This window comes from Pseudomonas sp. PS01299 (genome assembly GCF_029960145.1).
Lineage (GTDB): Bacteria > Pseudomonadota > Gammaproteobacteria > Pseudomonadales > Pseudomonadaceae > Aquipseudomonas > Aquipseudomonas putida_A.
Window position 1 is genome coordinate 1 of record NZ_JASCPO010000166.1, and the last position, 12989, is coordinate 12989.

Below are 12989 nucleotides of genomic sequence, written 5' to 3' on the forward strand. Positions count from 1 at the left end.
TAAGCGCTTCGACTTCAAGTGTCCGATCGAGGTTATGGACGAGGTGATGCAGGAAGCTATGGCTATGCGGCATGATGCTCCAGCTTCAATTCAATAACCGTGTTGCACTCAGCTCCTGTAACCGCCCTGTATAACACTTGAGCGCTTTTTGGCGATTGGCCATCAAGTCATTGCTGCGATTGGATTTGTTGTTTTTTTGCAGATTTGTTCAGATTTCAAATAAGCGATAAACGGTTGTAAGTCTTTAATTTAAAGGCTTCTAGCGTTTTGTGTGTGTCAGATTTGAGTCACCGGTTTTTTGACGCTTTCTAAAGAAAACAGTCAATTCTTGCGCTTTGATGGCTGGGTGCTAGTGTCAGGTTCTGACCGACAAACCTTTGACTCCCTGCCGTTTTGCACGAGCGGTATCGCCATGTTCAGATATGCCAAAGAAGTACTTTTAATTGTTTATTTGCTGCTTTATTCCGAATATTACGTTGATCGGTTAAATGCTATCGGCGTCGGTTTTGCTGTACTTCTTTTTGGCGCGATGTTTTTGGCGCTTACTTTAGCGTTATATCTAACGGCTTATATTCGTCAGGCTCTCATTCGCCACTTGTTCGCAATAACACTGTTTGTCTCGGCGGTGTTTTTCGATGTCTATACCCGAGTCACCGCGGATTACCTGAGCTACAGCAGTTTTGTCTCGCTGGTGTACTCCGGCGGCTTCATTCAGGAGGCCGCCTACCAGTATCGCGACGCGATCATTCATGGCGCGCTCAGTGGTCTGCTGTTGCTGTTCGGCATCGGTCTGAAACCGCGCCATGCACTGGTGGTGCCCAACGCGTTGCGTGTGGCGGCGCCGGTGTGTGGTGTGCTGCTGTTGAGCGCGGTGTTGTTCCTGCGGGCGGGCGAGGGCGCGCGCGGTTTGCCGATCATGTACACGCCGCTGGCCTATCTGAACCTGTTCGCTTATGAAGCGCTGCACAACACGGTCGGCCCGCGCGAGCCGGTGACGCTGGCGCGCAACGCAGTGGCGATCAATCACGACATCGTGCTGATCATCGACGAAAGCATTTCCGGCAATTACCTGGACATCAACGCGCCGTTCGGGGTGCACAGCAACCTTAATCAGGCGCATCCGGGCGTCGACATTTTCAACTACGGCTACGCCGCATCCATCGCCAATTGCAGCGCCGACACCAACGTCACGTTGCGCTACGGCGGCACCCGCGACGATTACATGCGCATCAACAGCACGCTGCCGTCGATCTGGCAGTACGCGAAAAAGGCCGGGTTGCGCACGGTGTACATCGACGCTCAGCGCACTGCCGGCAATCTGCAGAACCTGATGACCGACACCGAGAAAAAAGACATCGACGATTTCGTCCAGTTTGACCAGACCAGCGTGCGTGACCGCGACATGGCCGCCGCCGCCAAGCTGATCGAATTGCTCAACGATGATCAGCCGGAGTTGGTGGTGATCAACAAGGTCGGCGCGCATTTCCCGGTGCACGACAAATACCCCGACGCCTTCATGGCCTACCGTCCGACCTTGCCGCGCGGGCAATTCACCGAAGTGGCGGATACCGGTAAGCGCGACGGTTTCAACGGCCAGCCGGATGACTGGGTGCTGTACCGCAACGCCTACAAGAACACCGTGCTGTGGAATGTCGGCGAGTTCTTCGCCCGGGTATTTGCCCAGGCCAATTTGCACAATGCGCTGCTCATCTACACCTCCGATCACGGTCAGGACCTGCATGAACGCGGCAACCCCGGGCTCAATACCCACTGCGGGGGCGATCCGGTGGAGGAAGAAGGGCTGGTGCCACTGGTGGTGATTCAGGGCGATCAGCTGCACGGGCCGGACTGGGCGCAAGCGTTGCCGGCGAACAAGGATCGCTCCAGTCACTACAACATTTTTCCGACGCTGCTGCAGGTGATGGGTTATGACCTGGCGGGCATCGAGGCGCTGTACGGCAAACCGTTGACGCTGCCGACGGCGGACGACTTCACCTTCAACTACCGCTTCAATGCGCGGCTGGGGGCCAAGCCTGAGTGGAAGCACATTGATCTGAAGACCATCGTCACACCGGGTGCGGCGGCGACCAGTGTGGCGACCGGGGATTGAGATTTGTGTCGGGCCAACGGGCCTCATCGCTGGCAAGCCAGCTCCCACAGGGATTGAGGTTGTTCACAAATACTGAATACACCCAAAAACACTGTGGGAGCTGGCTTGCCAGCGATGAGGCCAGTGCAAACACCACTGATCTGAAGAGACCGCAATCCGCTATCCTTGCCCCACACTGACCCAACGGATGGCGGCATGCTTCAGGTTCAAGGCGTGTTCAAAAGTTACCTCACCCCCCAAGGCCCGTTACCGGTGCTGCAAGGCATCGACCTGACCCTCGAGCCCGGCAGCAGTCTGGCGCTGATGGGCGAATCCGGCAGCGGCAAAAGCACCTTGCTGCACCTGATCGCCGGCCTCGACAAGGTTGATCGCGGCAGCATCCGCAGCGGCGAGCATCGGCTGGAAAGCATGAACGAAGCGCAATTGGCCGACTGGCGGCGCACTGAAATCGGTCTGGTGTTCCAGCAGTTCAACCTGATCGGCAGCCTGCGGGTCGAGGACAATCTGGCGTTTCAGGCGCGTCTGGCCGGGCGCCATGAGCCGCGCTGGCAAGCGCATCTGGTGCAGCGTCTGGGGTTGGGCGAGTTGCTCAAGCGTTACCCCGAACAGCTTTCTGGCGGCCAGCAGCAGCGGGTGGCTTTGGCCCGAGCCTTGGCGTCGCGGCCAAAACTGTTGCTGGCCGACGAACCGACCGGCAGCCTCGACGAAGCCACCAGCGATGAAGTGCTGCGCCTGTTGCTCGAGTTGCTGGATGACACGCCGACCACGCTGTTGATGGTCACGCACAGCCCACGCGTGGCGGCGCGACTGGCGCAGCGGGTGGTGTTGTCCAGCGGCCGTCTGACGTGAACGTATTCTGGCAAACCCTGCGTGCGTTGCTCAGCCACTGGCGGCGGCATCCGGTGCAGTTTTTCAGTGTGCTGACCGGGTTGTGGCTGGCGACCAGTCTGCTGACCGGGGTCGAGGCACTGAACAGTCAGGCCCGCGACAGTTACGCCCGGGCCAGTCAGATGATCGGCGGCGAACCCCAGGCCAGTCTGGCCACACCGAGCGGTGCGACGTTCACCCAGCAGTGGTTCATCGATCTGCGCCGCGCAGGCTGGCCGGTGTCGCCGCTGCTGCAGGGCCGTTTGGTTCTCAAGGATCACCCGGATCAGCGCCTGCAACTGATGGGCATCGAACCGGTGTCGCTGCCGACGGACGCTGCGGTGGCCGGGCAGGCGATGCCGATCGAGCGCATCGTCGCGTTCTTCTCGCCGCCGGGCAGCACGTGGATTTCACCGGAAACCCTGCACGCCTTGGGCCTGACCGAAGGCGCCACGCCGCAAACCGCCAGCGGCCAGACGCTGCCGCCGCTGCACGCGCAAAAGGACATGGCACCGGGCATGTTGCTGGTCGACATCGGCGTCGCGCAAACCGTGCTCGAACAGCCCGGGCAACTGTCGCGCTTGTTACTGCCCAAGGATTTTCACGCCGAGCTGCCGGCCGCGTTCAATGGTCGGTTGCAGCTTAAAAGCAGCGCCGAGGAAAACAATCTTTCGCGCCTGACCGAGAGCTTTCACCTCAACCTCGACGCCTTGGGCTTTCTCTCGTTTCTGGTCGGACTGTTCATCGTGCACGCGGCGATCGGTCTGGCACTGGAACAACGTCGCGGCCTGCTGCGTACGTTGCGCGCCTGCGGGGTCAGTGCGCGGATGTTGATCGGCTGTCTGGTCGTCGAGCTCGGTGTGTTGGCGTTGGCTGGCGGGGTGTTCGGAGTCATCAGCGGTTACTGGCTGGCGAGCGTGTTGCTGCCGGATGTCGCCGCCAGCCTGCGCGGCCTTTATGGCGCGGAAGTGGCGGGGCAGTTGCGCCTGAGTCCGTGGTGGTGGTTCAGCGGTATTGGTTTGAGCCTGTTCGGCGCGTTGCTGGCCGGTGCCAACAGTCTGCTGCGTGCGGCACGCTTGCCGCTGTTGGCGGTGGCGGATCCGCAGGCCTGGCATCAGCAACATGCGCGCTGGTTGCGCCGTCAGGGTTGGCTGGCGGCGGTGCTGGGACTGATCGCGCTGCTGGCGTTGCTATTCGGTGACAGCCTTGGCAGTGGATTTGTGTTGATGGCCGGGTTGCTGCTCGGCGCTGCGCTGGCGTTGCCGGTGGTGCTCAGCGCGGTGCTCAATCCGTTGCTCGGGCTTAGTCGCTCGGTACTCGGTCAGTGGTTTCTCGCCGATTGCCGCCAGCAACTGCCGGCACTCAGTCTGGCGCTGATGGCGCTGCTGCTGGCGCTGTCGGCCAATATCGGCGCCGGCAGCATGACCGCCGGTTTTCGCCAGACCTTCGACGACTGGCTCGAACAGCGCCTCAGTGCCGAGTTGTACCTCAACCCGGTCAATCCGGCGCAATCGCGCGAGATGTACGCCTGGCTCAAGCAACAGCCGAACGTCAGCGCGGTGCTGCCCAACTGGCAAGTCGCGGTGACCCTGCAAGGCTGGCCGGCGGATGTCTTCGGGGTGATCGATCATCCTTATTATCGCCAGCACTGGCCGTTGCTCGAGGCGATTGCCGGAGATCCGTGGGCGCATCTGGCGAACGACGATTCAGTGATGCTCAGCGAACAACTGGCACGACGGCTGAAGGTGCGGGCGGGGAATCATTTGAACGTGCCGACACCGGGCGGGGCGTGGTCACCGCGGATCGTCGGGATCTACGCCGACTACGGCAATCCCAAGGGGCACGTGCTGGTCAACAGCAATCATCTGCTGCGGCTGTGGCCGTCACTGACGCCGAACCGTTTCAACCTGCGCATCGCGCCGCCCGATATCCCGCCGTTTTTGTCTGCGCTGCAAACGCGCTTTCAGCTCGACGACAGCCGCATCGTCGATCAGGCGCGGCTCAAGGGTTGGTCGGTGCAGATTTTCGAACGCACCTTCGCCGCCACCGCCGCGCTCAACAGCCTGACCCTGGCGGTGGCCGGTGTGGCGCTGTTCATCAGCCTGCTGACCCAGAGCCAAAGCCGCCTCGGACAACTGGCGCCGCTGTGGGCCTTGGGCGTGACGCGCCGTCAGTTGATGCTGCTTAACCTCGGCCAGACCTGGCTGCTGGCGGTGCTGACGCTGGTGCTGGCGTTGCCGTTGGGGATCGCGTTGGCGTGGTGTCTGGATGCGGTGATCAACGTGCAGGCGTTCGGCTGGCGCTTGCCGTTGCGGATCTTTCCGCTGCAACTGCTGCAGTTGCTCGGGCTGGCGTTGCTGGCGACGCTGTTGGCCTCGGCATGGCCGCTGTATTCGTTGTACCGCACGCAACCGGCGGATCTGCTGAGGACGTTTGCTCATGAGGATTAACCGGGTTGCGCTGCTGTTCGCGTTGCTGCTGTTGGCCGGCTGCGATCAGCCTGTGCCTGAGCAAAAGGGCTTCGCCGGACTCGGCGATCAGGCCGCGCAGTTCACACCGGTGGTGCCGGGGCGGGTGTTCAGCTTCCCGGCAGATCACGGCGCACATGATGGTTTTCGTATCGAGTGGTGGTATGTCACCGCCAATCTCAAGGATCAGCAGGGCCACGATTTCGGCGTGCAATGGACGCTGTTTCGCAGTGCGTTAAAACCTGCGGCAGACCAACCTGGCTGGGCCAACCAGACGATCTGGCTCGGGCATGCCGCAGTGACTTCGGCCACCGCGCACCATGCCGCCGAGCGCTATGCCCGAGGCGGAGTGGGGCAGGCCGGGGTGAACGTCGCGCCGTTCGAGGCGTGGATCGATGATTGGCGCTTCGCCAGTCAGGCGCAGGATCCGCTGACCGATCTGCAACTCAGTGCCAGCGACAAAGCTTTCAGCTATCAATTGCACCTCACCTCCAGTCGTCCACTGGTGTTGCAAGGTGACAACGGTTTCAGCCGAAAATCCGAACAGGGTCAGGCTTCGTACTACTACAGTCAGCCGTTTTTTCAGGCCAGCGGCACCCTGCAAATCGACGGCCAGACTTACACCGTCAGCGGCCCGGCGTGGCTGGATCGGGAGTGGAGCAGCCAGCCGCTGGCAGCCAATCAGACCGGGTGGGACTGGTTTTCCCTGCACCTGGACAGCGGCGAATCGCTGATGCTGTTTCGCACCCGGCAAACCGACGGCGCGCCGTATCTGACCGGCACCTGGATCAACGCCGACGGCCAGACCGAAACTCTGCACGACGAGCAGATCAAACTCACGCCTCAGGACACCGCCAAAGTCGCCGGCCGCCAGATGCCGGTGCGCTGGTCGATCAGCATTCCCGACAAACACCTCGACATCAGCCTCGATGCGCTCAATCCCGCTGCCTGGATGAACCTGCGCATCCCTTACTGGGAAGGGCCGGTGCGGATCAGCGGCAGCCATGGCGGGCGCGGCTATCTGGAAATGACCGGGTACTGACGCTCACACGCAAAACCTGTGGGAGCGGGCTTGCTCGCGAAGGCGCCGGTACAGCCACCCACAGAGCAATTGCCCGGAACTCCGCCCCGTCTACCATCCTCTACCGATCAATCCCGGCCCATTTCCGAGACCCCGGCGAGGAGCCCGCCCATGAGCGACGACCTGCAACCCCCCGACCTCACCACCTGGCAGCGTCTGTTCGACGATCAGACCTACTGGCAGCAATCCCCCGACGCTCACTATTTCGACCTGCAACGCATTGCCGACGATCTGCTCGGCCAGGGCGCGATCGATCTGGAGCAGTGGCAGATCCTGCGCGCCAAGGCCGATGACCTGCACAAGGATTCGCCTGCCGTGAACGTTACCAATGAACTGGATGACCCTGACGCCTGAGGAGAACCACCATGAAACCCGTATCCCCCAGCGAACACCCCGACGAACCCCGGCCACCGGGAGAAACCGAGCGCGACAACGACGCGCTGCGCCCGACCGACCCCAAACAGCGCGAGGACAGCGGCAAGGGCACCACCAGTGGCGAGTCCACCGCGCAGGAGACCGCCGCGTCAGAAACGAAAGCCAAGCCCTGAACAGCGTCTATGCTCAGTGGCACATTCGGCGCCAAACAGACGTTGGCGCCGGTTGCTGCCATTCATTACAGGGAAAGTACCGCTTATGAAGCTCCACGCTCTGGCCAAGGCCATCACCCTCGCAACCGTCCTGTCCGCCACCAGCTTCGGCGCCATGGCGGCCGATATTCCGCTGTCCGCCACCGTCGAGGCCGATCAGGTCACCACCAAAGTGCTGGCCGTCGATGCAGCCAACCATCAGGTGGTGCTGGAAGGCGCCGAAGGTCGTCAGGTTCACGTTCAGCTCAGCGACAAGGCGAAAAACCTCGCCAATCTTCAGGTCGGCGATCTGGTAAAAGTCGAAGTACAACGCTCGGTGGCGGCTTACCTCGATACCGATGTAGATAAAGGTCTGCCTGGCACCGTCGAGCGTAGCGGCGAGCTGCGCAAGGCGCCGGGCAGCGAAAACCCGGGCGGCGAGGCTTATCGCCAGATTCAGGTGCAACTGAAAATCACCAAAATTGATTTGAAGAATAATCAGGTGACCCTGGAAAACCCTCAAGGTCAGTCGAAAATCCTCGACGTCAAAAAGCCTGAAATTCAGGCCAAGCTGAAAGATCTGAAAGTCGGGCAGAGCGTAGTTGTCACTTATACTGATGTATTAAAAGTGACCAGTCAGCATGAAAGCTGAGTATTAACTCTACAAGACGATTGTTCTTGTACAAATTATTGTATGAGAACAATCATCTGAAATGAGCTGAACCGTGCTTTGAAAGTTTCACGAAAGGATTTCGTCGATAAATATCTATTAACTTTTTCGTACATAAAATTTACCTTTGTGTATGACGACATATCTGCCAACTTCTATTAAAATCCTTCCCGTTCGCCCAGTGTCAGGGCTCTTTACCGGTGCATGGATTGCCAGGCCATTACACTGGGCGAACACCTCTTCGGAGCGGATGTATACAATTTCAGATAAAAAAAGGGCGACTTTGCAGTCGCCCTTTTTTGTGTTCGCGATTATGCCGATGCCTGCCCCTCAAATCGTTTGAGGGTGGCTTCATACATCTTGGTGCGGCGGTGGTTTTTGCCGTAGGTTCCAGCGGCTGCGACGGTTCCTGCCTGGATGTGATCCAGATAGCGGAAAATCTTGCGCGGCGCCAACAGCTTGATGCCGTAGCCCAACGCTGTCATTCGATCCTGCAGGGTATAACCGGGCACCCGGTCATCCATGCAAAAGTGCAGTCCCCGGGACTTCATCAACTTGGCGTTCCACAAAGTGCAGAAACTCTTCAGGTGAGTTTCCCGATAAGGTTTCGGCTCTTTACTGCGCAAACCCAATGCAGTTTTCGCCCGGCGAATATAGTGTTTGCAAAATCGCGAAGTTAACCGCCAGGTGTCTCTCACAATCCCACGATTGATTTGTTCGACACACCCGACTGCGGCGACGTCCGCAGACTTTATGCACTCACGCAGCATCATTGCAAAGACTTCCTTGTCGTAGACAAAGGTGTCGGTGTGCAGCAGGAACAGATAGTCGGTTTCAACTTTTTCCAGCGCCAGATCCAGCGCCTTGCCATGCGCAATATGTCCCGCTTCTTTGCCGGGGGAGGGACGTTCGATCAGGTTGATCCATTCCAGCGAACGCAAATAATCCAGACTGGCATCCGCCGAATCATTGTCCACCACCCAAACCGGAATGCGCTGCGCCTGAACGTGCTGACGCAATAACTCCAGGCACATCCGGGTGATGTCCGGGGTTTTGTAATTTACCAATACAAGACTGAAATTCGGCTGCGTAACGGCTGGTAAATCAAACTGGCTCATTCGGGAAGCTCATCCGCGGTTGATCGGCGACAGGTATCTCTCGGGCCGGGATGCTAGCGACGCAAGCTTAGTTGAAGCTTAATTTTCTGTTCAGCAAGCCATTCGAAGTGTGTCGAGCCACGGCATCTCGCGCACGACGCAAGCCGGCCCACAGGCTAAACTGCGCGCCCCTCAGATGCTTCAAGGACAAAACGGCACCTGCCGTCGCCTCACGGATGAAACCACTTTCCCTCTACCACCCGGCCCTGTACTGGCTGCGCGTGTGGCAAAAAAGACTATTCCGCCAGATCGCCTGGCACTGCTCCAGCAAACGCTACGCACGCCTTGTGGCCGGCGCTGACCGTCTGCCATTCCGCTACCTGAAACACACCTCGAAACTCATCCGCAAATTGGGCAACTCCGACCTCGCCCTGCAACACAACAAAGTCATCAACCTGAAACTCGCCGTCGCCGCCATCGACGGCCTCATCATCGCCCCCGGCGAACACTTCTCCTTCTGCCGCCTCGTCGGCCGCCCAACCCGCAAACGCGGCTACGTCGAAGGCATGGAACTGTCCTTCGGCGAAGCACGACGGGGTGTCGGCGGCGGAATCTGCCAACTGAGCAACCTGATCCACTGGATGGCGATTCACTCACCGCTGGTCGTGGTCGAGCGCTCCAACCACAGCTTCGATCCATTTCCGGATGAGGGGCGAGTGCTGCCATTCGGCTCTGGCGCGGCGATTTTCTACAACTACGTTGATCTGGTACTGCACAACCCGACTGATCGGACTTTTCAGTTGAAGTTGAATGTGGGGGAGACGCAGCTGGAGGGGGAATTATTGTGCGATCGGGTGCGGGAGTATCGGTATCACGTGTTTCAGGAAGGGCACCGGTTTTTGCGGGAGGGAGAATGGGTGTATCGGGAGAATGAGATCTGGCGGGAAGTGCGGGAGAAGGGGCAGGTGGGGGAGTTGGTGGAGAGGGGGAGATTGTATCGGAATCGGGTGGTGGTTAAGTATGAGGTCATGGATGAGTTGATCGGGTAGGGCGCACAAATAGCTACGATGATATTGGCGCCCACTGATCAGTTTCTGAAATAGAGCTCATCCAGTTGGCGTTTGCGTATGGATAGATACTCTTCCCATACCGTGGGGAAGTCTTCATCTTTGGTAAGCGGGAAGGTCAGATAGATGTACCTTCCAACCACACTGATGTATTGCCTCACACGCTTGAAGGCGGGTTGTTCGTAAGCTGCCACGCTTTCGTCATAGGCGTCATGGTAGTGATGGATGCTCACTCGGTGCGGGGCGATCATGCACCGCGAGAAATCGACCACCCAGCAACTGTCAACGGCTGTGCTCAAATAACCGTAGACACCGTCGCTGGATAGACGAATGCACGAATTAGCCTGGGTGCCGTCGTCATCGTTGACCAAAATGATCTTGTCCGCGAAATAATTGATATTTCTGCCGTCAGGTCCTTGCAGGACTAAGCTCCAGCCTTCGGCTCCCATGCGGAATTCACCGTTGTTTTCGAAGGTGGCGATCCAGTTGTTGGCGAGTGTGATTTGATGTTTATTCATGGGTGCTCATGTAAACCGAAGGGCCGCAAAGTAATGGGTATAGTTTCTGCCTAAAACTAGAGAACCCAAGAGTCATGTTTATGAAGGCGATTAGATTGTAAGATGATCGCGTCTATGTAAAATGAAACTGTGATCTGTACCCGACATTGTCGGTAATGCCTGAATGCAATACTGTCTATAAAAGTGTCAGTGAGCGCATTGCACTATACTGCGCCGTCATTATTGTATGCCTTAATATTGGCTATACTAATATTTTTTGCTTGGCATGTGACTGCACAGTTATTTTCAAATTTAATTGTGACTTTGTAGTCTGAGGATTTTCCCTCGATTGTTAAGGTGGTGGTGCCGCTGAAGTTGAAATTCTCTACATTAAAATTTTCTATGTCTACTATGTAGAGCTGAAACTCATACTCGTTGTAATTCTTTGTCAGCCACTTTTTAGGGGCTGCTTGCTCTATTTTGCTGGATAATTTTATGCATATAGAGTTTCCGTCCAGCATTACGTATGACGTACGCATGCTTGAGGGGGAATATGTTTCTCCGAAAATCGACGTCCACTGCTTTTTGTTCGATATTGATGATATCCACATTCTAAATTGCTCGAAATATGTAGTGGGCTTTACCAGGTGCTTTGCCTGTTCTAGAGTTTTTAATTGGTCGTTGATTGAAGTGGTAAGAGGGCGACGGATCGATTTTTAATCCCTTTTAAATCGAGAGGAAAGCGAACCGTTAAATAAATCTGTCCCCTTAACCCACTAATTTAATGCGGTATTTATGGAGATAGAAGAATTTTAGATTTTGAATTGTTTTAAATATCTATCCTCAGCTATGCTGAAGTCGTGATCTGCAGGTTTCTCAAAGTTGTTCAAGATTAAGAGTGCATCCCTTGAGTCTTAATCGTTTAATTTCCTCATCAAATGTGTACTTTGGCAGATCCTTGTTTTTTAAATCATATTGCTGCCTAAGCAGACGAAATAGTTTTCCTATATTTTTCTTGCTTCTCTCGTCAAGACTTTCGATTAGGTCGTAACTATTGCTCGATAAAAAGGCTATTTTGTTTTTAAGTGTGTAGTAGGCGCTTATGTTGGAGAATAATCCTTCGGCATCTGAATAATCTTCCTTTAAGTATTCTGCATAATCTTCAAATATCGATGTAAGTAAGTTTTGTGCGGCTTTCTGGTTCTTTAAAACGCTGCATATTTCCTGCCAGTTACTAATAGAAAGATGGTCTCCCCAGTCTGAGTCTCGAGCAAAATATTGTCCATTTCCTTTAAAGAAATCAGATGTCTCGTGAAGGTCTAAAGCAGTTTCAAAAGTGGTCTTCATTGAAGCTTTTCCCAGTCATCGAATTTTTGCAATGAAAAAGGGGCCGGATTTATTTTCTGAAAAGAAGGCCAAAGGGAGGGCGTTCAATCCCTTTTGATCAAAAAGTGGCAAGCTGAAGCAGTATAGGTATGCTCAGTTTTTTGGTGAGTGATTTCACCAGAAATAGAAATCCATTATTTTTTATAAATTGAAAGCGTTTATGTGTTTATGTCATTCAGTTATGTTGAGTTGCCATTTTTATCGAATAAAGAGTGGTTTTTTTCGATATTCTTTGAGTTGAGTATTAAATATGGATTTGTAGTTTTTATCAATTTATATATTTCTGGAAAAAATTCAGAAGTAAAAAAACAATCCAGTATCATGTTTTATTGCTGATTCATTAAGCTTTAAGATTTTGTTTATTATTTCAGTGTTGGTGGTTTTTAATGCTTCTTGGAATATGTTGAGGGATGTTTGTAATTCTGAGGTTCCTTGTATTTTTTCGTCTTCGTACTCGTCTATAAGTATTCCTAGTGTTGAGTAAATTTTTTCAATTGCTCCGGTCTTTACAAGGATTGAGAATTCATCTTCGGAAAGAAAAATTTCTTCCAGATCTCCCGGTAAACATGCATCAAAGTCTAATCGATTCATTGCTTCCACGGTTACTGGCACTGAAATTGTTTTCACTTCTATGGTTCCTTGTTAAAGTGCGTAACTTCGTTGTATTCGCTTCGCGATCTGCCTGTTTGCTTTCCGTTCGGAAGCGTTTTGTTGCTAGGTACAATTAAGTCAAGGTTCAGATATTTACGTTTTCCGTGAAGTGAGGGGTCGTAAACTCTAAAATAGTTTCCATTCATGTCTTCTACTACTTCTACTCCGTCTTGAGGGTTTTTGTATATTTTCTTACTCTAAATAGTTTGCTAATTATAAGGTTGTTGCCGGCGAATTTTTCCGCAGCATTATTTAAATTTGCTTTAGAAAAAGGGGGCGGATTTATTTTCTGAAAAGGGGCCAAAGGAGAGCTTCAGTCTCTTTTGATCAAAAAGTGGCAAGCTCGAAATAAATCCGCCACCATTTTCGTTGTCCCATTTTCGTTTTTGTGATTTTTCTAAGGGGGGCGGCGGCGAAAACTGAGTGCAACACCTGACCTTTCCGGTACGGTGCTGTCCCTATGTCTTATTCCGAACTCAGCGTTGAAGAGCGCGCCACCATTCAAATCGGTCATGCCCAAGGTTTCAGC

12 protein-coding genes are annotated in these 12989 nt (G+C 54.8%); 8 read left to right on the forward strand and 4 right to left on the reverse strand.

All coding sequences use genetic code 11. From position 1 onward, the window contains the following. Positions 1-412 precede the first annotated feature (412 nt). The 7 genes from QMX91_RS22500 to QMX91_RS22530 all read left to right on the forward strand — a co-directional run bounded on the left by QMX91_RS22500 (position 413) and on the right by QMX91_RS22530 (position 7744). Entirely contained in the window at positions 413-2110 is a 1698-nt protein-coding gene (locus QMX91_RS22500) for a sulfatase-like hydrolase/transferase (RefSeq protein ID WP_282413402.1), read from the forward strand. A 195-nt stretch (positions 2111-2305) separates the two neighbouring features. Next, the gene (locus tag QMX91_RS22505) at positions 2306-2959 is read left to right on the forward strand and encodes an ABC transporter ATP-binding protein (protein ID WP_083368660.1); all 654 of its coding nucleotides are present in this window, start codon (positions 2306-2308) and stop codon (positions 2957-2959) included. Next, on the forward strand, positions 2956-5427 hold the full coding sequence (locus QMX91_RS22510) for an ABC transporter permease (protein ID WP_282413403.1): 2472 nt from the start codon (positions 2956-2958) through the stop codon (positions 5425-5427). Before QMX91_RS22505 ends, QMX91_RS22510 begins: the two co-directional genes overlap by 4 nt. Then, positions 5417-6487, forward strand: a complete 1071-nt coding sequence (locus QMX91_RS22515; protein ID WP_282413404.1) for a lipocalin-like domain-containing protein — start codon at positions 5417-5419, stop codon at positions 6485-6487. Before QMX91_RS22510 ends, QMX91_RS22515 begins: the two co-directional genes overlap by 11 nt. Positions 6488-6637: 150 nt before the next feature. After that, the gene (locus tag QMX91_RS22520; RefSeq protein WP_097088770.1) at positions 6638-6880 is read left to right on the forward strand and encodes a hypothetical protein; all 243 of its coding nucleotides are present in this window, start codon (positions 6638-6640) and stop codon (positions 6878-6880) included. Between the two features lie 11 nt (positions 6881-6891). Further along, positions 6892-7074, forward strand: a complete 183-nt coding sequence (locus tag QMX91_RS22525) for a hypothetical protein (protein ID WP_134786777.1) — start codon at positions 6892-6894, stop codon at positions 7072-7074. A gap of 85 nt (positions 7075-7159) precedes the next feature. After that, positions 7160-7744: a hypothetical protein gene (locus QMX91_RS22530; protein WP_096796222.1), complete on the forward strand. Its 585-nt coding sequence runs from the start codon at positions 7160-7162 to the stop codon at positions 7742-7744. Positions 7745-8073: 329 nt separating this feature from the next. On the opposite strand, the gene QMX91_RS22535 is transcribed toward QMX91_RS22530, so the two are convergent. Next, the gene (locus QMX91_RS22535) at positions 8074-8880 is read right to left on the reverse strand and encodes a glycosyltransferase (protein ID WP_282413405.1); all 807 of its coding nucleotides are present in this window, start codon (positions 8878-8880) and stop codon (positions 8074-8076) included. Between the two features lie 215 nt (positions 8881-9095). Between QMX91_RS22535 and QMX91_RS22540 the strand changes: the two genes are divergently transcribed. Further along, entirely contained in the window at positions 9096-9908 is an 813-nt protein-coding gene (locus QMX91_RS22540) for a VanW family protein (RefSeq protein ID WP_282413406.1), read from the forward strand. Between the two features lie 38 nt (positions 9909-9946). Here QMX91_RS22540 and QMX91_RS22545 read toward each other — a convergent pair whose 3' ends face one another. The 3 genes from QMX91_RS22545 to QMX91_RS22555 form a co-directional block, all read right to left on the reverse strand. Further along, positions 9947-10444 carry a hypothetical protein gene (locus tag QMX91_RS22545; protein ID WP_282413407.1) on the reverse strand — a complete coding sequence of 166 codons (498 nt, stop codon included), beginning with the start codon at positions 10442-10444 and terminating at the stop codon, positions 9947-9949. Between the two features lie 855 nt (positions 10445-11299). Then, complete coding sequence (locus QMX91_RS22550) at positions 11300-11770, reverse strand: hypothetical protein (RefSeq protein ID WP_135296157.1); 471 nt, start codon at positions 11768-11770, stop codon at positions 11300-11302. Between the two features lie 333 nt (positions 11771-12103). Then, complete coding sequence (locus tag QMX91_RS22555) at positions 12104-12436, reverse strand: hypothetical protein (RefSeq protein ID WP_135296156.1); 333 nt, start codon at positions 12434-12436, stop codon at positions 12104-12106. Between the last annotated feature and the right edge of the window lie 553 nt (positions 12437-12989).

What these genes read in the sequence shown, in the direction of transcription:
- QMX91_RS22515 (WP_282413404.1), top strand. Translation starts at nt 5,417, where the DNA reads ATGAGGATTAACCGGGTTGCGCTGCTGTTCGCGTTGCTGCTGTTGGCC.
- QMX91_RS22520 (WP_097088770.1), top strand. Translation starts at nt 6,638, where the DNA reads ATGAGCGACGACCTGCAACCCCCCGACCTCACCACCTGGCAGCGTCTG.
- QMX91_RS22540 (WP_282413406.1), top strand. Translation starts at nt 9,096, where the DNA reads ATGAAACCACTTTCCCTCTACCACCCGGCCCTGTACTGGCTGCGCGTG.
- QMX91_RS22500 (WP_282413402.1), top strand. Translation starts at nt 413, where the DNA reads ATGTTCAGATATGCCAAAGAAGTACTTTTAATTGTTTATTTGCTGCTT.
- QMX91_RS22525 (WP_134786777.1), top strand. Translation starts at nt 6,892, where the DNA reads ATGAAACCCGTATCCCCCAGCGAACACCCCGACGAACCCCGGCCACCG.
- QMX91_RS22505 (WP_083368660.1), top strand. Translation starts at nt 2,306, where the DNA reads ATGCTTCAGGTTCAAGGCGTGTTCAAAAGTTACCTCACCCCCCAAGGC.
- QMX91_RS22535 (WP_282413405.1), bottom strand. Translation starts at nt 8,880, where the DNA reads ATGAGCCAGTTTGATTTACCAGCCGTTACGCAGCCGAATTTCAGTCTT.
- QMX91_RS22530 (WP_096796222.1), top strand. Translation starts at nt 7,160, where the DNA reads ATGAAGCTCCACGCTCTGGCCAAGGCCATCACCCTCGCAACCGTCCTG.
- QMX91_RS22550 (WP_135296157.1), bottom strand. Translation starts at nt 11,770, where the DNA reads ATGAAGACCACTTTTGAAACTGCTTTAGACCTTCACGAGACATCTGAT.
- QMX91_RS22545 (WP_282413407.1), bottom strand. Translation starts at nt 10,444, where the DNA reads ATGAATAAACATCAAATCACACTCGCCAACAACTGGATCGCCACCTTC.